The sequence below is a fragment of the Xanthomonas axonopodis pv. maculifoliigardeniae genome (assembly GCF_041519315.1).
GTDB classification, from domain to species: domain Bacteria; phylum Pseudomonadota; class Gammaproteobacteria; order Xanthomonadales; family Xanthomonadaceae; genus Xanthomonas; species Xanthomonas euvesicatoria.
The window spans coordinates 54,335-74,013 of record NZ_CP167998.1 but is presented as its reverse complement, the minus strand read 5'-3'; the positions used below and the strand labels follow the sequence as shown (position 1 = coordinate 74,013).

The 19,679-nt window shown below is 66.4% G+C and carries 15 protein-coding genes and 1 other RNA gene; 7 read left to right on the top strand and 9 right to left on the bottom strand.

Features of this window, described 5'->3' with window-relative positions:
- The first annotated feature begins 169 nt into the window (after positions 1 to 169).
- On the top strand, positions 170 to 1,264 hold the full coding sequence (locus tag ACDH77_RS00310; RefSeq protein WP_071117541.1) for an ATP-grasp fold amidoligase family protein: 1,095 nt from the start codon (positions 170 to 172) through the stop codon (positions 1,262 to 1,264).
- Between the two features lie 54 nt (positions 1,265 to 1,318).
- Here the strand turns inward: ACDH77_RS00310 and ACDH77_RS00305 are convergent, their stop codons facing one another.
- Positions 1,319 to 2,230, bottom strand: a complete 912-nt coding sequence (locus tag ACDH77_RS00305) for a LysR family transcriptional regulator (protein ID WP_372353659.1) — start codon at positions 2,228 to 2,230, stop codon at positions 1,319 to 1,321.
- 125 nt (positions 2,231 to 2,355) lie between these two features.
- On the opposite strand from ACDH77_RS00305, the gene ACDH77_RS00300 reads away from it, so the two are divergent.
- Both ACDH77_RS00300 and ACDH77_RS00295 read left to right on the top strand, forming a co-directional pair.
- Complete coding sequence (locus ACDH77_RS00300) at positions 2,356 to 3,093, top strand: SDR family oxidoreductase (RefSeq protein WP_008574050.1); 738 nt, start codon at positions 2,356 to 2,358, stop codon at positions 3,091 to 3,093.
- A gap of 58 nt (positions 3,094 to 3,151) precedes the next feature.
- Positions 3,152 to 4,051 carry an SDR family NAD(P)-dependent oxidoreductase gene (locus ACDH77_RS00295; protein ID WP_372353658.1) on the top strand — a complete coding sequence of 300 codons (900 nt, stop codon included), beginning with the start codon at positions 3,152 to 3,154 and terminating at the stop codon, positions 4,049 to 4,051.
- 42 nt (positions 4,052 to 4,093) lie between these two features.
- Here ACDH77_RS00295 and ACDH77_RS00290 read toward each other — a convergent pair.
- From ACDH77_RS00290 to trhA, 4 genes are all read right to left on the bottom strand, one after another.
- A non-coding RNA gene (locus ACDH77_RS00290) (sX9 sRNA) lies at positions 4,094 to 4,170 on the bottom strand.
- 59 nt (positions 4,171 to 4,229) lie between these two features.
- The gene (locus ACDH77_RS00285) at positions 4,230 to 4,532 is read right to left on the bottom strand and encodes a type II toxin-antitoxin system RelE/ParE family toxin (protein WP_372353657.1); all 303 of its coding nucleotides are present in this window, start codon (positions 4,530 to 4,532) and stop codon (positions 4,230 to 4,232) included.
- A complete protein-coding gene (locus tag ACDH77_RS00280) occupies positions 4,520 to 4,777 on the bottom strand; it encodes a type II toxin-antitoxin system prevent-host-death family antitoxin (RefSeq protein ID WP_184423124.1) in 258 nt (85 codons plus the stop codon). The genes ACDH77_RS00285 and ACDH77_RS00280 overlap by 13 nt, the downstream gene beginning before the upstream one ends.
- A 65-nt stretch (positions 4,778 to 4,842) precedes the next feature.
- The gene (trhA, locus tag ACDH77_RS00275; protein ID WP_011345814.1) at positions 4,843 to 5,505 is read right to left on the bottom strand and encodes a PAQR family membrane homeostasis protein TrhA; all 663 of its coding nucleotides are present in this window, start codon (positions 5,503 to 5,505) and stop codon (positions 4,843 to 4,845) included.
- 177 nt (positions 5,506 to 5,682) lie between these two features.
- On the opposite strand from trhA, the gene ACDH77_RS00270 reads away from it, so the two are divergent.
- Positions 5,683 to 8,178: a DEAD/DEAH box helicase gene (locus tag ACDH77_RS00270; RefSeq protein ID WP_372353656.1), complete on the top strand. Its 2,496-nt coding sequence runs from the start codon at positions 5,683 to 5,685 to the stop codon at positions 8,176 to 8,178.
- Positions 8,175 to 9,692, top strand: coding sequence for a ribonuclease H-like domain-containing protein (locus tag ACDH77_RS00265; protein ID WP_372353655.1), 1,518 nt, complete (start codon positions 8,175 to 8,177; stop codon positions 9,690 to 9,692). Before ACDH77_RS00270 ends, ACDH77_RS00265 begins: the two co-directional genes overlap by 4 nt.
- Positions 9,693 to 10,019: 327 nt before the next feature.
- Here ACDH77_RS00265 and avrBs2 read toward each other — a convergent pair whose 3' ends face one another.
- Complete coding sequence (avrBs2, locus tag ACDH77_RS00260; RefSeq protein ID WP_372353654.1) at positions 10,020 to 12,212, bottom strand: type III secretion system effector avirulence protein AvrBs2; 2,193 nt, start codon at positions 12,210 to 12,212, stop codon at positions 10,020 to 10,022.
- 135 nt (positions 12,213 to 12,347) lie between these two features.
- Entirely contained in the window at positions 12,348 to 13,505 is a 1,158-nt protein-coding gene (locus ACDH77_RS00255; protein ID WP_109290588.1) for an ROK family protein, read from the bottom strand.
- 102 nt (positions 13,506 to 13,607) lie between these two features.
- Here ACDH77_RS00255 and ACDH77_RS00250 point away from each other — a divergent pair, with 102 nt between their 5' ends.
- Both ACDH77_RS00250 and ACDH77_RS00245 read left to right on the top strand, forming a co-directional pair.
- On the top strand, positions 13,608 to 16,265 hold the full coding sequence (locus ACDH77_RS00250; protein ID WP_372353653.1) for a TonB-dependent receptor: 2,658 nt from the start codon (positions 13,608 to 13,610) through the stop codon (positions 16,263 to 16,265).
- Between the two features lie 10 nt (positions 16,266 to 16,275).
- Positions 16,276 to 17,061 (top strand): DUF1868 domain-containing protein, encoded by a 786-nt coding sequence (locus ACDH77_RS00245; protein WP_008574064.1) that lies wholly within the window; start codon positions 16,276 to 16,278, stop codon positions 17,059 to 17,061.
- A gap of 140 nt (positions 17,062 to 17,201) precedes the next feature.
- On the opposite strand, the gene ACDH77_RS00240 is transcribed toward ACDH77_RS00245, so the two are convergent.
- Together ACDH77_RS00240 and ACDH77_RS00235 are read right to left on the bottom strand one after the other, a co-directional pair.
- Positions 17,202 to 18,383: a saccharopine dehydrogenase family protein gene (locus ACDH77_RS00240; protein WP_169306447.1), complete on the bottom strand. Its 1,182-nt coding sequence runs from the start codon at positions 18,381 to 18,383 to the stop codon at positions 17,202 to 17,204.
- A 36-nt stretch (positions 18,384 to 18,419) separates the two neighbouring features.
- Positions 18,420 to 18,986 (bottom strand): hypothetical protein, encoded by a 567-nt coding sequence (locus tag ACDH77_RS00235; protein ID WP_218488963.1) that lies wholly within the window; start codon positions 18,984 to 18,986, stop codon positions 18,420 to 18,422.
- Between the last annotated feature and the right edge of the window lie 693 nt (positions 18,987 to 19,679).

Here is a 19,679-nt window from a genome sequence, read left to right as displayed (position 1 = left end):
AGACCCAACAGCCGGCAATTTCGGCATTTCTGGACCGAAAACACAGCGATGTTTGCGTAATTGGGCTGCTTGAGACAATGCGTGACGTTTGTCGTTCTTTTCTCGTATACCGTGGCTAACAACACACAAAAGTGTGATAGGTGTCTCATATTCGAGGAGGGAGCTGGCCATGGGCGAGAACGGAACGGGGCTGCACACGCGGCCGGTGGGTGCAGAGCGGGCGTCGGCCCAGCCATGGGCTGCACTGCTGCCGGGGTTGGCACGGCCAGCAGGGATTGGCCCCCCGGCCGCGCCGACGCGCACCACGGCAGACGCAGCCAACCTCAAGCGTCTGCTACGCAAGGGCGCGCGCAGCCTTGTACGCACCTTGCCCTGGCGGCACCAGGACCGGCTGTACTTCCTGCATACGTTTGGACGCCTGCCCGATCTGTACGCACCGAAATGCTTCAACGAGAAGATCCTCTACCGCAAGTGTGTGCACGGTGATTACCCGCAATACCAGCGGCTGGCCGACAAGTTCGCGGTGCGGCCGTATGTGGCGGCCAGGATCGGCCAGGCGCATTTGATCCCGCTATTGCTGGATACCACCGACCCGCAAGATTTGCTGCGCTTGCCGCAGTGGCAGCAGACGGTGATCAAGGCCAACCACGGCGCGGCCATGGTGGAGGTAGTGCGCGATGAGCCGGACGCGCAGCAGAAACGCCGCATCATCGCGCGTTGCGGCCAATGGATGCGCACCGATTTTTCCGACATGGTGCGCGAGATCCATTACCGCGATATTCCGCCGCGCATTCTGGTGGAAAAATATATCGGCGATGCGCAGCAGGTGCCGGTGGACTACAAGTTCCACATGTTTGGCCAGGCCGATGGCACGTTCAAATACGTGTTGCAGGTGATCTACGGCCGCTTCGACACGCCGAAATTGTCGATGACGTTTTTCGTCGGCAACTTGCACGATGCGTTCCATCGCATCCGCGACGACGGCCGCGCACCGCCATGTGCGCCGGAGTTGCTTGAGCAAGCGCTGGAACTGAGCAAGGTGCTGGCCAGCGACTTCGATTACGTGCGGGTGGATTGGTATATCCAGCACGGGCAGGTGTATTTCGGCGAACTCACCTTTACCCCAGGCGCCGGGTTGGTGACCGGATTGGGCCGCGGGCTGGACCGCATGATGGGCGATATGTGGGTGCAGCGGCGCGCGCCTGAAGAGCCGGGTCTGCCGATGCAGGGGTTTGGTGTGGGTGTGCGCGTGCCACAGCGGTGAAGCGTCAACGCAGGTGCCCTGCCCAGCCCATGCCGATGCAGCGCTCCAGCGCGACTACCCGACTGGCTGCGCCACGCCGGCCTGTTTGGCAAATTCGCCAGCGGCCCAGTCCAGAAACACGCGCACGCGTGGCGACAGCTGGCGGGCGCGGGAATACAGCAGCGACACCGGGTTGGACGGCGGCGGGGTATCGCGCAGGATCTCCACCAGCGTGCCTTGCTGCAGGTCGTGCGCCACATGGAAGCGCGGCACCTGCGCGATGCCCAGGCCAAGCCGGATGCCGGCCAGATAGCTTTCGGTCCCGGTGACGCTGAGCGGGCTGGGCAATGCGAAGGTGCGCAGCCCCTGGGCGGTCTGGAATTCCAGCGGTGTGACCACACCGGTGGTGATCGAACGCAAGCCAACCATGCGGTGGTGGTCCAGCGCTTCCAGCTGCGCAGGCATGCCGAAACGTTGCAGGTATTGCGGCGTGGCGCAGGTGAGGCGTTCGAGCATGGCCACGCGGCGTGCAACCAGTTCGCTGTCGCGCAGCGGGCCATAGCGCAGTACGCAGTCGATGCCTTCTTCCACCAGATCCACCCAGCGGTCGCTCTCGCTCATCACCAGCTGGATCTGCGGGTAGTGCGCAAAAAACGCCGGCAATCCGGGCAGCAGGAAGTGCCGCGCCAGCGTGCCCTGCACTTCCACCCGCAGCAGCCCCTTGGGTGCCACGCCACGGAAGCTGCCTTCGGCATCGTCCACGTCGTCGAGGATGCGCATGCAGCGTTGATGGAAGAGCTCGCCATCGAGCGTGGGCCGCACCACGCGCGTGGTGCGCTGTAACAGGCGCACGCCCAGGCGCGCTTCCATCTCGGCGATGACCTTGGTGGCGGTGGAGCGCGGAATTTCCACGTCGTTGGCCGCTGCAGTGAAGCTACGCCGCTCCACGATCCGCACGAACAACCGCATGGCGTCGAACCGATCCATGACACTCCTTGCCCACTGTTCGGGCGCTGGAAACAGTGCTGTGCAGTTTAGTGTGATGATTATCCTGTCATTGCATTGGATAGTTTCCGCAACGCCGCAGCCCGCGGCATAACGGAAGAACATGCATGACTCAGCAGCACACTGTTGCAGTGATTACCGGGGCCTCTCGCGGTATTGGCGCTGCCATCGCGCAGCGATTGGCCGGCGATGGCTTTGCCGTCGTGCTCAACTACGCCGGCCATGCGGATGAGGCCGATCAACTGGTGCGCAGCATCGAAGCGGCCGGTGGCCGCGCGATCAGCGTGCAGGCCGATGTCAGCGACCCGGTCGCCGTCGAGCGCCTGTTTGCCGCGGCCGAGACTGCGTTCGGCGGCGTGGATGTGCTGGTCAACAACGCCGGCATCATGCAGCTGGCCACGCTGGCCGACAGCGACGATGCCTTGTTCGACAAACACATCGCGATCAATCTGAAAGGCACCTTCAACACGCTGCGCCAGGCCGCACGACGGCTGCGCGACGGCGGCCGCATCGTCAACCTGTCCACCAGCGTGGTCGGCCTGAAGCTGGAAACCTACGGGGTGTATGCGGCCACCAAGGCGGCGGTGGAAACACTGACGGCGATCCTGTCCAAGGAATTGCGCGGGCGTGCCATCACCGTCAATGCGGTGGCGCCTGGCCCGACCGGCACGGCGCTGTTCCTGGACGGCAAGTCGCCGGAATTGATCGAACGCTTGTCCAAGGCCAACCCGCTGGAACGTCTTGGCTGCCCGGACGACATCGCGGCAGCGGTGGCGTTCCTGGTCGGCCCGGATGGCGGCTGGATCAACGGCCAGGTCCTGCGCGCCAACGGCGGCATGGTCTGACCCGCTGCGGCGCGCGGCAGTGCGCACGCTGCTGGTTTCCCCCTCGAGGAGCAATGACATGCGCAAACGCATTCTGGTGACTGGCGCGTCCAGCGGCTTTGGCCGATTGGCCGCGCAAGCGCTGGCCGCCGCCGGCCACACCGTCTACGCCTCCATGCGCGATACCGCCGGCCGCAATGCCGGCGTGGCGCAGGAGATGGCCGACTTGGCGGGCAAGCAGCAGCTGGCCTTGCACGCGCTAGAGCTGGACGTGCAATCGCAGGCCTCGGCCGACGCGGCGGTGGCATCCATCGTGGCGCAGGCCGGTGGGCTGGACGTGGTGGTGCACAACGCCGGGCACATGGTGTTCGGCCCGGCCGAGGCGTTCACCGCCGAACAGCTGGCGCAGGTCTACGACATCAACGTGCTGGGCACCCAGCGGGTCAACCGCGCGGCATTGCCGCACTTGCGGGCACAGCAGCAGGGCCTGTTGGTGTGGGTGTCCAGCAGCAGCTCGGCAGGCGGCACCCCGCCGTATCTGGGCCCTTACTTCGCGGCCAAGGCGGCGATGGATGCCTTGGCGGTGCAGTACGCACGCGAGTTGGCACGCTGGGGCGTCGAGACCTCGATCGTCGTGCCCGGCGCCTTCACCAAGGGCACCAACCACTTTGCCCATGCCGGTATGCCCGACGCCGCCGCGCGCGCCGCTGCGTACGAGGCCGGCCCGTATGCGGGCTTTGGCGAACAGGTGCAGCAGGCATTTGCGCGCCTGGTGCCCGAAGACGCCGACGTGGCCGAGGTGGCGCAGGCGATCGTGCAGGTGGTGAACGCACCGTTCGGCAAGCGGCCGTTCCGGGTGCATATCGACCCGGCGGGCGATGGCGCGGACGTGGGCTTTGCGGTCCTCGATCGCCTGCGCGCAGAGATGCTGCACCGTGTGGGATTGGATGATCTGTTGGCACCGCGCGTGGTGGAATGATGGGATGCGGCAGTCGCTTGGAGTGCCTGCCGGCCGTAGAGCGGCTAACAGACGGTGGCGAGCAGTCGTCAGCTGGATGTGGACGGCGCACTCACAACCGACGTGTCGGCGCGGTGCATGCCGCACCGAGCACCGGCCGCGCCCGCCTGGTGGCTGTGCCGTGGTTTTGTGGCCGCTCTTAGCGTGAAAGACGGTTCCTGCGAAGCGCGCGCTCCCACCGCATGACGTGCACCAGCACGATGCGCTGCCCATCCACGCGGTAGAACACGCGGCAAGGTGGTTCGACAATCTGGCGATAGCGCGAGCGCTTGAGTTCCTGTGGCCGGCTTCCGCTATCAGGGTGTTCAATCAATCGCTCGACCTGCGGCAACACCCATTTGACCAGCGCCGCCGCTGCAGCGGGTGCGTCATCGATTGCGATGTCGTCGGCAATCGCGTCCAGATCAGCCAATGCCGGCACCGACCAGATTATTTCAGCCATCGCGCCATGCGTTGCTGTGCCTGTTCATGGCGCAGCGTACGGCCTTGCGCGACTGCCATTTCTCCACGGGCGATTCCTTCCAGGAGCGCAATGCGCTGCTGCATGCGCTCATCGCTGGCAACATCCACCAGATAGGCATTGGATAAACCGTGCTGTGTGATCAGGATTGGCTCCTTGTCGCGCTCTGCAGCTGCAAGGGGTTCGGTCGCCTGACGCTTGAGCGTGGTGACAAGTTCGGTGCGCATGCAGTGACATTAAGTATCACTTCGGGCGGGGCAAGCGGCCGGCCCGAGGACGCCACACTGCGTGGTCACCCCTCGCCCAACGGCCGCAGGCACAGCCAGATGGCGCACCAGTGCGACAGCGCGCCGCCCAGCACATGGGCGTGCCAGATGGCGCGGTTGTAGACCATGGATTTGCGCACGTAGAACGCCACGCCCACGGTGTAGAAGGCGCCGCCGGCAACGATGAGCCACAGCACCGCGCTGTCCAGCCCGGCGATCATCTGGTTGATCACCACGATGCCGGCCCAGCCCAGCAGCAGATAGATCGCCACCCAGAAGCCCTTGGCGATGCCGGGCAGGCACAACTTGGCGAACACGCCGAACAGGGCCACGCACCAGACGCTGAGGATCATCACCCAGCGCCAGGTGCCGTCCAGCGCCACCAGGAAAAACGGCGTGTAGGAGCCGGCAATCATGACGAAGATGCCGGCGTGGTCGAACTTGCGCAGCATCGGCTGGCGCTGCGGCGGTGCGAAGTTGTAGGCCGCCGAACAGGCGAACATCACCAGCAGCCCCAGCGCGTAGATGCAGGTGGCCAGCAGCATGGTCTGGTTGGCGTGCGCGCGCACCACCATCCAGGCGCCGCCGACGATGGCCAGCAACAGGCCGGCAGCATGCACCGCGATATCGGCGCGGCGGGCAGAAACGGACTTGTAATGCGGAGCAGTGACGTTGGCAGGCACGGGCACGGCGTTTCTTCGGTGTGGGGGATCCCACAGCGTGCAAGGCAGCCGTGACGCTGTGGGGGCGACAGGATACCCGGCTTGCTGAATCCGCTCAGTGAGGCAGGCTGGGCGCGGGCGCGCCGGTCTCATACCCTGAGACATCCTTTTCGTTTGATCTCCCTCTTTGGGAGCCCTTGCCGTATGCCTCCGTTTGCCCTCGCTCCCCGCACCGAAACCGCCGAACGCGCGCTGGCCACCACCGACGGCCGGCCCAGCCGCGACGGCGCGTTGCTCACGCAGCGCCTGGAACGGCGTTACCACGACCGCATCACCGGCAGCTTCACCATCCCCGGGCGCGACGGCAGTTACGCGCCGATCCCGGAGGATGTGCCGGCCGCATTGGCAGATGCGCTGCAGGCGCGCGGCATCAGCCAGCTCTACAGCCACCAGGCCGATGCCTGGGCAGCGACACAGCGCGGCGAGCATGTGGCGATCGTGACGCCCACCGCCTCGGGCAAATCGCTGTGCTACACGCTGCCGGTGGTGAGCGCGGCGATGACCAGCGGCGCCAAGGCCTTGTACCTGTTCCCGACCAAGGCGCTGGCGCAGGACCAGGTGGCCGAGCTGCTGGAGTTGAACCGCGCCGGCGAGCTGGGGGTCAAGGCCTTCACCTTCGACGGCGACACGCCCGGCGATGCGCGCCAGGCGATCCGGCTGCATGGCGACATCGTGGTGAGCAACCCGGACATGCTGCATCAGGCGATCCTGCCGCATCACACCAAGTGGGCGCAGTTCTTCGAGAACCTGCGCTATGTGGTGATCGACGAGATCCACACCTATCGCGGCGTGTTCGGCAGCCACGTCACCAATGTGCTGCGCCGGCTCAAGCGCATCTGCGCGTTCTATGGCGCCACCCCGCGATTCATCCTGTGCTCGGCCACCATCGGCAACCCGCATGCGCACGCGCAGGCCTTGATCGAAGAGCAAGTGCATGCCATCACCGAATCGGGCGCGCCCACCGGCGACAAGCACGTGCTGCTGTGGAACCCGCCGGTGGTCAATGCGGATCTGGGCCTGCGCGCCTCGGCGCGTTCGCAGAGCAACCGCATCGCGCGCATTGCCATCAAGAGCGGCCTGAAGACGCTGGTGTTCGCGCAGACGCGCCTGATGGTGGAAGTGCTGACCAAGTATCTGAAGGACATCTTCGACCACGACCCGCGCAAGCCGGCACGCATTCGCGCCTACCGCGGCGGCTATCTGCCCACCGAGCGGCGCGAGGTGGAGCGTGCGATGCGTGCCGGCACGATCGACGGCATCATTTCCACCTCGGCGCTGGAACTGGGCGTGGATATCGGCGCACTGGACGTGGTGATCCTCAACGGCTACCCCGGCAGCGTGGCGGCCACCTGGCAGCGCTTCGGCCGTGCCGGGCGTCGCCAGCAACCGGCGCTGGGCGTGCTGGTGGCCAGCTCGCAACCGCTGGACCAATACGTGGTGCGACACCCGGATTTCTTTGCCGATGCCTCGCCCGAACATGCGCGTATCGCGCCGGACCAACCGCTGATCCTGTTCGATCACATCCGTTGCGCGGCCTTCGAGCTGCCGTTCATTGCCGACGAGCCATTCGGCCCGATCGACCCGGTGGTGTTCCTGGAAGCGCTGGCCGAAAGCGAGGTGATCCACCAGGAAGGCGACCGCTGGGAATGGATCGCCGACAGCTACCCGGCCAATGCGGTGAGCCTGCGCTCGGTGGCCGACGGCAACTTCGTGGTGGTGGACAAAAGCGACGGCAAGCAGCAGATCATCGCCGAGGTGGATTATTCCGCCGCCGCGCTCACCCTGTACGAAGGCGCCATCCACATGGTGCAGAGCACGCCCTACCAGGTGGAGCGGCTGGACTGGGAAGGCCGCAAGGCCTACGTGACGCGCACGCACGTGGACTACTACACCGACAGCATCGACTACACCAAGTTGAAGGTGCTGGACCGTTTCGACGGCGGCGTGGCCGGCCGTGGCGACTCGCATCATGGCGAGGTGCATGTGGTGCGGCGCGTGTCCGGCTACAAGAAGATCCGCTACTACACGCATGAAAACATCGGCTACGGCCCGGTCAATCTGCCCGACCAGGAGCTGCACACCACCGCGGTGTGGTGGCAGCTGCCGCAGGCCACCCTGGGCAAGGCGTTCGCGTCCAAGCAGGATGCGCTGGATGGATTTTTAGGCGCCGCCTACGCGCTGCACGTGGTGGCCACGGTGGCGGTGATGGCCGATGCGCGCGACCTGCAGAAGGCGGTAGGCAATGGCGACGGCGCCTGGTTTGCGGTGGCCGACCAGACCGGGCGTGGGCAACTGCGCGGCGTGGAAGAAGGCGAGCACGACGCGGTGGAACTGCAGCAGGCCTTCGTGCCCACGGTGTATCTGTACGACAACTTCCCCGGCGGCGTGGGCTTGAGCGAGCCGCTGTGGCTGCGGCAGGCCGAGCTGCTGCAGCGCGCGGACGAGCTGGTGCGGCGGTGCGACTGCATGGCTGGCTGCCCGGCCTGCGTCGGCCCCGTACTGGCCGCGCATGAGGAAGGCAAGGGCGAGTCGCCCAAGTCGCTGGCGTTGACCGTGCTGGCGCTATTGTTCGATGCGGATGCGCCGTTGCGGCATGCCACGCAGGTGGATGACGACCTGGCGCTGGACGTGCTTGCATGAGTGTGAGTGCGGACCGGCTGCGCTTGCTGCGGCGTCAGGCCGGGCATGCGGATGTGCGTGCGCCGGCAACGGGTGCGCATGACGGTGCAGTGGATGATGCGAATGGGTTAGCTGCAGTAAATGCACAGGCCGATGCGCGCCAGCTGCACGCGGCAGTGGTCAGGCGAACGGCTGGTGATGCAGTTGGTCCGGGCGGTGTAGTTGATGCGGCAGGCGATGCGCACCGGCGTGCCACAGGTGACATGCCTGCAACGGCGCAACCGGCACGTGCGCCGACAGCACCGGTGCCTGGCAGCGACCCTGGAGTGAGCGCAGAACGTTTGCGCCTGCTACGCCGTCAGGTGGGCGGGCTGACGCCCACGACACGCAAGGACGATGCGATGATGCTGACGCGTGCGCAACGCCAGCCTGCACCGGGTCCCGCTGGGTCTGCGTCGCACACGTTGCCGCGCGAGGCTGTTGCGCGAAGCGCGCAGCCCGGCAGCGCAGATGCTGTCAGTGCGCTGCGTACCCCGCACACCACACCGGCCATGACGCGCCGCGCCTTGCAGGCGCCGGTTGCCACAGCGCCTGCGCGCGATAGCTCGGCGTTTGCCTGGGTGGACCACGATGTGCGCCACAAGCCGGCAGGTGCGGCGGCCGATGCGCCAGCGCGCGCGGTGGCTGTGCGCGCGACACCTGCTGTGCCCACGTCCAACCCGGCACCGCCGCGAGGTACCGACATCGCCGGCCTGCGCAGGATGATCGGCCTGCGCGAGCGCGCGGTGCTGGCGCATACGCCGGTCCGTGCGCCATCCACCGACCGTCATCTCCCTGGCAACGAGATCGCACCCGGCCTGCATCTGATCGAAGCGTTCCTTCCGCAAGCGATTCCCTCCCAGGCGCTCTCGCTGGCCTTCGCCAAGCGCGAGGATGCGGTCGACCCGCTGGACCTGCTGTTCTTCGACACCGAAACCACGGGCCTGGCCGGCGGTACCGGTACCCGCGCCTTCATGATCGGCGTGGCCGATTGGTGTGTCGATGCCGTGCAAGGCAGCGGCCTGCGCGTGCGTCAATTGATGATGTCGACGATGGCGGCCGAAAGCGCGATGCTCGATCTGTTCCGCACCTGGCTGACACCGCGCACCGTCCTGTCCAGCTACAACGGCCGCTGCTACGACGCGCCGCTGCTGAAGACGCGCTACCGCCTGGCCCGACGCGGCGACCCGATTTCCGCGCTGGACCATGTGGATCTGCTGTTCCCCACCCGCCGCCGCTATCGCGGCACCTGGGAGAACTGCAAGCTGTCCACCATCGAGCGGCAGCTGCTGCGCGTGGTGCGCGAAGACGACCTGCCCGGCTCCGAGGCCCCGGCCGCCTGGTTGAGTTACCTGCGCGGCGGCAGCGCGCGCAACCTGCGCCGCGTGGCCGAGCACAATCACCAGGACGTGGTGACCTTGTCGCTGCTGATGCAACGGCTGGTGGCGGCGGACGCGCAGGAGCGGGAGGTGATTCCACTGCTAGAAGCGCCGTAGCGCGACAGGACGCAAAGGTGCAGGCGGGCAGTGGGCGGCGCGACGAACGCCACAGTCGTTGCGCACGACCAAGCACACCGCAACAGCGGGACTGCCAAGCGATGGCAACCCACTGGACCACCGGCTCCCGCGCATCGGCATTGCAATGCGCGTCGGCGCGGATGTCGCGGTTGTTGCTGGACGGGCGCCCAAGAGAAAGCGTCGCATTTGCAGCTGTCGGTGACGCCGCCTTCTCCGCCGCCACGGCTGCCTTTTGTATCCGGTCTGCCGCCCGGGCGAAGCCAGCGACGGGACCGCACGTGTCAGCAACGCATCATTGCGCCGCCATCATTCCTCCGGCTTGGCATCCTTGTCATGCTCGTTGAGGTAATGACTCACGGGCGCACCGCGATAGCGCTCGGTGAGCATGCCGAGCGATTCCGCACGCGTGTCGATGGCCGCGCGTGCTTCCGGCGTCAGCTGCGCAGCGGCACCGCGATCCAGGCGCGCACCCTCGCGCACTGCATCGACGCTCTGCTTGTCCAGCGTCCGCTTCCTCGCGGCGAACTCCTGGCGACGCAAGTTTGCAATCGCCGCATCGCGCTTTGTGTCGATGGTCGTTCCGGGCAGAGCATTCAACTCCACGCCGGTGTGTCCGCGTGGCAACGTGCGGTCTTCGCGCAATGCCAGCACTTCTTCGTTCGGCTCATCGGTGAGCACGCTCTCGCCCTGGTCCCGAAATGTCCCGGCGGTGCCGCGTTTCGGCTCGAATCCGTCTTCGGTCACCGGATTGATCTCGCCGAACATCCCCCACGTGAAGTATTGCCGCCCTCCATCAGACTTCGCCACCGAAAAGTCTTCGAAACGGTAGGCAGCACTGAACGCGGCCTCCTCGTAGCCGGAGCCCGGCTGCCGCAGACGTGCGCGGGCTTCCTGCATGGCCTTGCCGGCGTTGCTGTCCGGGTGAGCAACCATGGCCTCTGCGATCACCGGATGCATGCCGTTCCAGCTTTGCATCCAGCCGGTCGCGGTATCGGCCAAGCCGCTGACGCTGTCGCCGCCGGGGAAGGCAGCGCGCATCTGCGGGTTCTCGATGTGGGACTGGTCCAGGATCGGCACAACCTTGACCTTGCTGAGATCGTTTCTGAGCTTGCGCCGCCGCGGTTCGTCGCTGGAATGCAGCGGGTTGATCTGCAGACGCTTGCAGAGATTGGCAAACAGTTGATCGAATCCGCCCTTGTAGGCGCTCGAATACACCTTGATTGCCGTGAACGGAAGAACCTGCGGTTGACTCAACAGCATCAAGGCGACGTCTTCGGGCGTGTTCTCCTTGCAGTCCAGCACGACCGACATGCCAGGTTTGGTCCCGCTCACATGGCGCAGCACCTGATCGATGCTGGCCAGACGTTGATCGGTCTTGACGAAATTACCGTCCACGGGATTACGAATCACGATGGGTTGATCGCGTAGTTCGGCGTACGGCATGTCGGCGACCAGGCGATTATCGGGCTGATCCAGCGTTCGCCCCACCGTGAAGTCGTGGAGCAGCATCGGTACGCCGTCGGCGCTCACCTCGACATCCAGCTCCACGGTACGGTAGCCCTTCGCATACGCGTTATCGATCGCAGAAAGCGAATTTTCCGGAATGCCATGGTGAAAGTCGTACAACCCACGATGCACCATGACGTCTTTGCCGATCGCCTTGGTGCTGTCGGCACTCAGATAGTTCGCGTGCACGATGGTCTTGAGGTGCTCCTGCATTTCCTTGGTCTTGCCTTCAAGCAGACGATGATCGTCTGGCTTGTAGAACCCGGCGCCACCTTCCTGGGCGGGGATCTGGTGGCCCCGATACTGCGGAACCGCCAAGGGTTTGCGTCGCGTCGGCGTACGTGCGGCAGGCTGCAGCCAGTTCGGCGTCGCCAGCCCGTGGCCGGCAAGATTCAGCTGTTTGCCGAGTGCGGCAAGCGCTGCGTCGCTGAAGGTGTCGCCAGGCGCAAACGCGCGTTGCAGGTTGAAGATGATGCGCCCTTGTTGCGCATCGATCAGCACGGGGCCTGCGGCCGCACGTGCGCGTGCGGGCAGCCCGCGCGACATGGCAGTGAATGCGGCGGTATCCAGATACACCGGCTCCAGTGTCCCGGCGGCGAAGCGTGCCGCAATGCTGTCGGATTTGAGCGCCGTGCCGGCCTGCGCAAGATGCGTGGCAAGCTTGCCTTGCAGTGTCTGCACGGTGATCTGCCGCGCCTGCACTTCGGCCAGACGCTGCTCGGAGAATTCGCTGTCGAGCGCCACCAAGGCCGGCTTGCCTGTCATCGCGCTGTCGTTCAGCGGCACGAGCGGAGGTGCAGTGCCGGCGCGGCGACGCGGCCTTTCTCGCAGTGGCGGGGTGTCGCCCGGCATGTGCGGCACCTGCATCGGGCTGTTCGCACTGGTGTGCGTCGGTAGTGCCGGCACAGCAGTGTGCGCGACAGAAGGTTGCAGAGGACCGATACGCATGATGACCTCGAAAACGCGGCGGGCGGCCAGTAAAGCGCGTGGCATATGACAATTCGCAAATTTGGCGAAAAGTACCGCCGGGATGCGAAACGATGCCTGCGTTGTGCGGGTGTCCAGCGCATGCTTTGTCTGGATGCGTTGCACAGCACTTGGCGCGCACATCGCCGCGCATGACGCACGCTAGAACAGCGTTTCCTTGAACGGCAGCATGGCCGCGCCCAGCACGGTGGCATGCGCCGTCACCTGCCCGACCTGCAGCGTGGGATACGGCAATGCAACGCCACGCCGCGGCGCAGGTTCGAAGGCGATGCGGGCGATCAGCCGTTGCGCAAGATCGGTGGGCAGGCGCGCGCCAAAAACAATCACACGCGGATCGATCAACGCAATGATCGCCGCCACCGCAAGCGTCACGGTCGGCTCCACTGCATCCAGCCACGCGTCGATCTGCGGCCAGGCCGCATCGTAGTGCTGCAGCATGGTGTGCAGGTCCGGCAGCGCGTGGCCATCGGCGGCCAGCGCCTGGCGCAGGCTTTCCAGGGTTGGCCGGGCCATGCCGGTGATGGCCGAGATGCGCCCCAGTTCGCCCACATTGCCGTGCGCGCCGCGGCGCACGTTGCCGGCCGCAATCACGCCGGCAGCAAAGCCGTCGGAGATCGACAGATACACCAGGTCCGGCGATTGGCGGCCAATGCCGTACACGGCCTCGGCCAGGGCGGCGCAATGGGCGTCGTTGTCCATCCACACCGGTAGCTGCAGGCAATCGGCGACAAACCGATCCAGCTCCACCTGCATCCATTCCGCTGCCAGCGACAATGGCGGATTGACCCGGGTGCCATCGCCGATGCGCGGGCCGGTCATGCTCAGGCCGACGCCGAACACATGCTGCCGATCCACGCCGGCCGCCGTTAGCAGCGCCTCCACCAGGGTCGGCAGTTGTGCACGCACCACCGCCAGCGTCAGCGGGAAGGCCGTGAGCTGGCGCATGCCGCGGACCTGGCCGGCGAAGTCGATCAGCACCACCGCAAAGCCATCGACCATCACCGACACCCCCACGCTGTATGCATACCCCGGCACCAGGCTCACCTGCGCGCTCGGTTGGCCACGGCCACGCCGCAGCGAGGGCCGCAGCTGCAGCAGGCCGTGCGCCACCAGCGGGTCGACGATGCCCTTGATGCCGGGCACGCTGAGCCCGCTGGCGCGCGGCAGATCCGCACGCTCGAATTGCCCTTCCCTGCGGATCAGATCCAGCAGCAGGCGCTCGCTGGAACCGGCGGCCTGCCCATCGCTGCGACGACGGTAATGCGAACGAATGGCTGCGTTTGCGAACAAAGAGGGCATGCAGGGCGAAACGTTCGTCGTTGTCATAATTGCTTTAATTAAGCAGCTTAATTTAATCCGTCCGCGGCCCTGCGCTGGGGCCACCGACGTTGATATCGTGCCATGCGCCTGTTGCATCCCCCTTCCCGCCCCACTCGCATTGCCCCGTCTTGGCCACAGCCTCCGCATGCGCTGTCGCTTGCGCTGGGGCTGGCCTTGATCGGCTGGCTTCCCTCGCACGCCACCGCCGCCGACATGTCCGGCGGAGGCGACGCGCTGACCATGGACGCGGTGCAGGTGCGCAACCCGTTCCAGTCGCAGAACACGCGCGCCATCGCCACCAAGCAGGCGGCGCCCACCATCGTCGATTCGGTTGCCGCCGACAGCATCGGGCAATTGCCGGACTTCAATGTGGGCGATGCGCTGCGCCGGGTCACCGGCGTGAGCACGGTCGAGTACCAGGGCGAACCACGCTATGTGACGGTGCGCGGCCTCAACGGCAACTACAACAGCATGTTGATCGACGGCTTTGCCTTCGCCAGCAACGACATCGGTAGCCGCCAGGCGCTGATGGATGTGCTGCCGGCCAACTTCGTGGACCGCATCGATGTGGTGAAGTCGCTGCTGCCGGAGAACGATGGCGGCGCGATCGGTGGTGTCACCAATCTGGTCACCGCCACCGGCTTTGCCCGGCCCGATGGCCTGCTGACCGCCTCGGCCAAGGGCGGCGCCAATCTCATGGGAAGCCGCTATGGCGGCCGCACGCCGGTGGGCGAAGGCGAGCTGAAATGGGGCAAGCGCTTCGGGCGTGACGGCCAGTTCGCGTTTTTGGGGGCGGCCAGCGTCTGGCGCCGTGAGATTTCGGTGCCGCAGCAGGAAAATGGCGGCGCCCTCAATTGGTACAACGCCGACGGCACGCGCGCGGCGTCGGCCTATGGCGGCACCGGCGCGGCGGTGCCCAGCGAACGGCGCTGGTACAACTACGACAACACCCGCGAACGGCGCGGCGTCACCGCACGCGTGGATTGGCAGCCGGATGGTCCGCTCAGCGGCCATGTGTCCGGCTACACGTTCAACCAGCACGAATCTTCCGACCGCAATGCCCAGGTCGCCCAGGTGCAGAACAGCGCGCGCCTGACCCGCAGCGGCCCGCAAAGCGGCACGCTGGACAATCTCAACCAGCTCGTCGAGTTGGGGCAGCTGCGCTGGAAGCGCGGGCTGTCCGGCATCAACGGCGAATTGCTGGCCGAGCTGCCTGACCAGTGGCGCGGCGCGCTGCGCGCAAGCACCTCGCGCGCCACGGTGGACAACCCGCAGACCTGGGACCGCTTCCAGCAGAATGGCCTGGCTTACGGCTTCGATTGGAATGGCACCCTGCCGGCATTCACGGCCCTGGACCCGGCCCTGGCCGAGGACCCGACCCGTTACGCCAACCTCAACCACCAGCAGGAGCGCACGACCTACGCCGAACGGGTGAGCGACCTGCAACTGGAGCTCCGTCGCAACATGGACGAAGACAGCCAGGGGCTGGGACTGGCCTTTGGCCTGCGACAGGTGCGCACGCACATGCAGACCGCGTTCCAGCGCACGACCTGGAGCGGGTTGCCTTATTCGCTGGCCGATGTGCTGGGCAACCCCACCTGCGCCCTGGGTTGCAATGGGCCCATGTTGATCATCGACCCGGACCTGGCCGACGCGCGCTGGGATGCGGTGTCCGGCCAGGCGCGCGGCGTGGCGGACATCACCGCGCAGAACAGCGGCACCTACAGCGTGGATGAGCAGGTGCGCGCCGGCTTTGCACAAGCACAGTGGCGCGGCGAGCGCTGGCGGTTGGCCGGCGGCGTGCGCCTGGAGCAGACCCGCTTCGGCAGCAGCGGCCAGCAATTGAGCGGCACCGTCTGGGCGCCTGTCAGTGCGCAACGCACCTACCGCAACTGGTTGCCATCGCTGGCCGGCCAGGTGCAGACCAGTGCCAACGGCACGTTACGCTTCGGCGCCTCGCGCTCGATCGGGCGACCGCGCCTGGACCAGATGGCGTTGAACGGCGGCGTGCTCACGCTGGGCAGCAACCCGCCCACGCTCAACCAGGGCAACCCGGACCTGCAGCCGCGTCGCTCGCAGAATCTGGACCTTGGCCACGACTGGACGTTCGACGACGGTGGCAGCCTGCTGTCGATCGCGCTGTTCCACAAGACCATCGACAACGAGATTTTCCGTTACGGCCAGCTGCAGAGCATCGACGGCGAGCAGGTGCTGGTCACCCAACCGCGCAATACCGACCGGCCGGTCCGCATGCGCGGCGCCGAACTCGGCGCGATCAAGGAACTGGGCCCGTGGCTGCCCGCGCTGGCCGGACTGTCGGTCGGTGCCAATGTCACCTTCCTGGACGTGGACTACCCGGTGGTGCTCGGCGATGGCAGCCGCACCACCTTGTCGGTGCTGCCGCAGCAGCCCAAGCAGCTGTGGAATCTGACCCTGAACTACGCCCGTGGGCCGCTGCGCAGCACCCTGGCCTGGAGCCGTACCGGCGAGCTGTGGGACGACCGCTACCCCAACTACAGCAACCAGCAGGAGTTCTATCGCAACCGCTACCAACAACCGCTGGACCGTCTCGACCTGAAACTGGCCTGGGATGTCTCGCCGGCAGTGGCAGTGAGCCTGGATGTGCTCAACCTGACCGGCCAGGGCTACGAATACCGCATCGGCCGCCATCAGGAATACGTGCAATCGGCCTGGAAAATGGCACCCACCGTGATGCTCGGCGTCAACGTCAAACTCTGAGGGTTTTCCCATGTCGTCGTTTCTGGACACACGCATCAGCCGCCGTCGCCTGATGGCTGCCGCCGGCACCTCGCTGCTGGCCACCAGTCTCGCCACACCGGCCATGACGCCACCGCCCTCGGATGTGGGCCGCAAGTTTCTGCGCTCGCGACGGCCGATGCCGTTTGCCGGCAATACCTTCGTGGGTCATCTGGAACAACAGGGCGATGGCTACGACAGCTTCGACCGCGTGCTGAACATCTACCGCCAATTCCCCGAGCAGCGCTTTGCCCACAAGTTCGCCGTGCTGCCGCCGAGCAGCTACCACGTGACCTTGCTGGGCGGGGTCAACGAGATCGATCGTGCGCGTGGGCCCTGGCCGAGCGATCTGCCGCGCGACCATGCCTTGGCAGATATCAACGCGGCCTATCTGGCGCGGTTGAAGGAGCGCGCCGCACCGCCGCTGGGCGCTTGCCGCTTCCTGGTCAACCCCACCGCAGCCAGGACCGGCAATAACGACAATCTGCTGATTCCGTTGAAGCCGGCCGACACGCAAACCGCGCAGCGCCTGGAAGCTGCGCGCCAGGCGCTGATGCAACTGACACGCTTGCAGCGCCCCGACTACACCAACTTCCAGTTTCATATTTCGCTGGCCTACCTGTGCGACACGCTGGATGCGGCAGAACAGACGGCGTATCGCTCCGCGGTGCGCGGCTGGCTCACACAGCTGGCAGCCGCGGGGCCGATCACGGTGCCACGCTTTCATTTTTGTACGTTCAACGACATGGACGCGTTTCGCACGGTGCAAGAGGTCTGAGGTTGCGTGGAGTCGGCGACGCAGCGATGTGCGCCGGCCACGTGGTTTCAGAACTCCCCGCCGCGCGCGCAGAGCGCTTGGTTTTCCGCCTGGCGTGCTCGGCAAAGGCCTGGCGCTGCGCTCGTCTTGCGCATCGCCCGCTACCGGTGCGCTTGCGTCACCGCCGTGGTCATCTGCCACGCGGCACACTCCTGCTCGAACTCGGCCAGCGTCAGCAGCCCCATGCAGGCATGCGCACCGATCGGCAACCGATGCCCGGCGGCAAGTTTGCGTATCAGCAAGACCGCGGCGAAACACGGAATTTCCGGGCCGTGCAGCATCGCGGCGGTGAGGTCCCAGTGCAGCACCAGCGGGCGGCTTGCCCCGTCCGTGCCATCGCAGGTGCCGCGCAGCTCCACGCGCATGCCGCCCAGATCGGTGCCGAAGCGGTCGAACCAGCGCCCGGCGTTGGCAAACACATCGGCCAGGCGCTGCATCGGTAGCGGCACGCCGCGTCGACGTAGCCAGGCGACGCCGGCCAGGCAGCGCTGCAGGAACGGCACTTCCAGCGCCGCACGAAATTGCACGGTCTGCACGCCGGGATAGCGCTGCGGCAAGAGGTCGTGATCGGGCACATCGCACGGCGAGGCCAGGCGTGGGGCGAGCTGCGCGAAGCGCACGCGCGTGGGGCGCGCCCAGCCCACCACCTGCTGCCAGCGGCCGGCCTGCCACCAGTGGAAGGGCGTGCCGCAATACGACAGCACCGCACGCACCGTGGCCAGGCCCAATGGCGTGCCCTGTGCGGGCGCGATGACGATGCCGATCTCGTGCAATGCCGAAAAGCGCGGCAACAGCGCATCGATCACCGCGCTGGACAACGCCGGCAAGGTACTGGCGCCGCTGATCGCCACGCGCTGGGCCTGCCGCGCGGCGGCATCCATCGCCGCGGGGAAATCGCGGACGAAGGCGCGGCCATCGGCCAGATCGATGTAGTGCATGCCGGCCTGCAGGCAGCAGCGGGCCACCGCGTACTCCTGTCCCTGGAACGGCCCGGCGGTATGCACCACCGCATCGGCACCGGTGGCCGCCAGCTGCGCAGGGAAGTCGCTGGCATCGATATCCAGGCGACAGGTGGAGATGCGACCGGGTGCGGCACCCGGCCATTTGGTCGCGACATCGCCCGGATGCCGCCCTGCCGCGATGACATGGATCTGCGCCGTTGCCGCCAGCGCACGCACGATGCGTGCGCCGAAATGACCGAAGCCGCCCAACACCACTACCCGATACGTCATGGCCTGCCCGCCGCCTGTGTCTGTGCACAGTATCGGCGCGCGCACCGTCATCTGCGCTTGTGCTGTTGCGCGGCCGGCACTCTGCCACTAACCGTCGATACGCGTCGCGCGCCCGCTTCTCAGTGCTTCGCGCAATACCTTCAATGCCTGCTGCGTGGCCAGGCGGGATGCACCGGCCTGCTTGCTCGCCAACTCGGCCTGCCGTTGCGCCAGTGCCTGTTGCTGCCTGGACAACGCCTGCAGCGCATCCGGGGTTGCAGGCGGCTGCGCCGAGGTGGAGGTCGTGGCCGATGCGGTGCGTGTCGAGGCCTGCAGCAGGCGCGGCGCGGCATGCGCAGACAGCTGCGCGGCGAGTGCGGCCTGCCGTTCGCTCAAGGCCTGCTGACGTGCGGCCAACCCGGCTTGCGCGTCGGCCAATTGCCGGCTGCGCAGATGCGCCACGGCCAGCTGATGGAGCAAGGTCGGGTCGCGCACCAGGTACTGCTTGCCATCGGCGCGAAACCACAACACCCGTCTTCCATCGCCAGCGTAGCGGCGCGCCGTCTGCAGATCATCGGGCGTGCCGTGCATCACTTCGCGATCGCCATGTATCAGCACGTAGGCATCGCCTTGGCTCTGCGTGTTTGCAATGGCATGGCCGCAGGATGTCGGCATGCCCATGCGCGGCCGTGCCGGCACAGTAACTGCAGTCGGTGCAGCGGGAGCGACCGGTGGCGCTGGAGAAATGGCAGGCGCAGCGGGCGCTGCTGGTGCCGTCCGGGCACCGGCGACGGCAAGCGCAGGCGTCATCGAGACGGCCGGCGCTAGCGGAGCGATCGCAGGCGCGCGCGGTGCAGCGACAACCGGCGCTATTCGCGCAACGGTACTCTCCGGTGTGACTGGCGCAACCGTTGCGATGCCACCCACAGGCAACACATCGGCAATGGATGCAAGCTGCGTTGTTGCTGACGCAGCAGAACCAGCAAATACCGGTGCAGCAGGTGAGCTGCGCACACCGGCAACTGCAGGCACGGCAGAGGCGTGTGCGATGGCCGCGCCGCCGGCAACTGCGGCAAGGGCCAACAGCAACGCCGAGCGCAGGCACAGCACGGGGGAAGTGGTCTGGATCATGTGAGATCTCCACGAAAGGCACAGCGAGTTGAGTGCCGCCTGCGCAGGGCACGCAGGCGGATGGAAACAGCGATCACGCGGCCACGGCGTTGCCGACGCTGCAGGCGTCGTGACGCAGGAGTGCCGGGCTGTGGCGGGCCCGTGGTGATGCAGGTGCTGCCGTTACCCAGGCGATGCCAATGCAGTGCGCCGGCCGCTGCTTGGCGTCGGGACCTGCGCCGAAAAGCAGCGAAAGGT

Bases quoted from the DNA above. Each gene is read 5' to 3' on its own strand.
- avrBs2 (WP_372353654.1), bottom strand. From the start codon at position 12,212: ATGCCACGCGCTTTACTGGCCGCCCGCCGCGTTTTCGAGGTCATCATG.
- ACDH77_RS00305 (WP_372353659.1), bottom strand. From the start codon at position 2,230: ATGGATCGGTTCGACGCCATGCGGTTGTTCGTGCGGATCGTGGAGCGG.
- ACDH77_RS00245 (WP_008574064.1), top strand. From the start codon at position 16,276: ATGTCGTCGTTTCTGGACACACGCATCAGCCGCCGTCGCCTGATGGCT.
- ACDH77_RS00265 (WP_372353655.1), top strand. From the start codon at position 8,175: ATGAGTGTGAGTGCGGACCGGCTGCGCTTGCTGCGGCGTCAGGCCGGG.
- ACDH77_RS00235 (WP_218488963.1), bottom strand. From the start codon at position 18,986: ATGCCGACATCCTGCGGCCATGCCATTGCAAACACGCAGAGCCAAGGC.
- ACDH77_RS00255 (WP_109290588.1), bottom strand. From the start codon at position 13,505: ATGCCCTCTTTGTTCGCAAACGCAGCCATTCGTTCGCATTACCGTCGT.
- ACDH77_RS00285 (WP_372353657.1), bottom strand. From the start codon at position 4,532: ATGGCTGAAATAATCTGGTCGGTGCCGGCATTGGCTGATCTGGACGCG.
- ACDH77_RS00295 (WP_372353658.1), top strand. From the start codon at position 3,152: ATGCGCAAACGCATTCTGGTGACTGGCGCGTCCAGCGGCTTTGGCCGA.
- ACDH77_RS00270 (WP_372353656.1), top strand. From the start codon at position 5,683: ATGCCTCCGTTTGCCCTCGCTCCCCGCACCGAAACCGCCGAACGCGCG.
- ACDH77_RS00310 (WP_071117541.1), top strand. From the start codon at position 170: ATGGGCGAGAACGGAACGGGGCTGCACACGCGGCCGGTGGGTGCAGAG.
- ACDH77_RS00300 (WP_008574050.1), top strand. From the start codon at position 2,356: ATGACTCAGCAGCACACTGTTGCAGTGATTACCGGGGCCTCTCGCGGT.
- ACDH77_RS00250 (WP_372353653.1), top strand. From the start codon at position 13,608: ATGCGCCTGTTGCATCCCCCTTCCCGCCCCACTCGCATTGCCCCGTCT.
- ACDH77_RS00240 (WP_169306447.1), bottom strand. From the start codon at position 18,383: ATGACGGTGCGCGCGCCGATACTGTGCACAGACACAGGCGGCGGGCAG.
- ACDH77_RS00280 (WP_184423124.1), bottom strand. From the start codon at position 4,777: ATGCGCACCGAACTTGTCACCACGCTCAAGCGTCAGGCGACCGAACCC.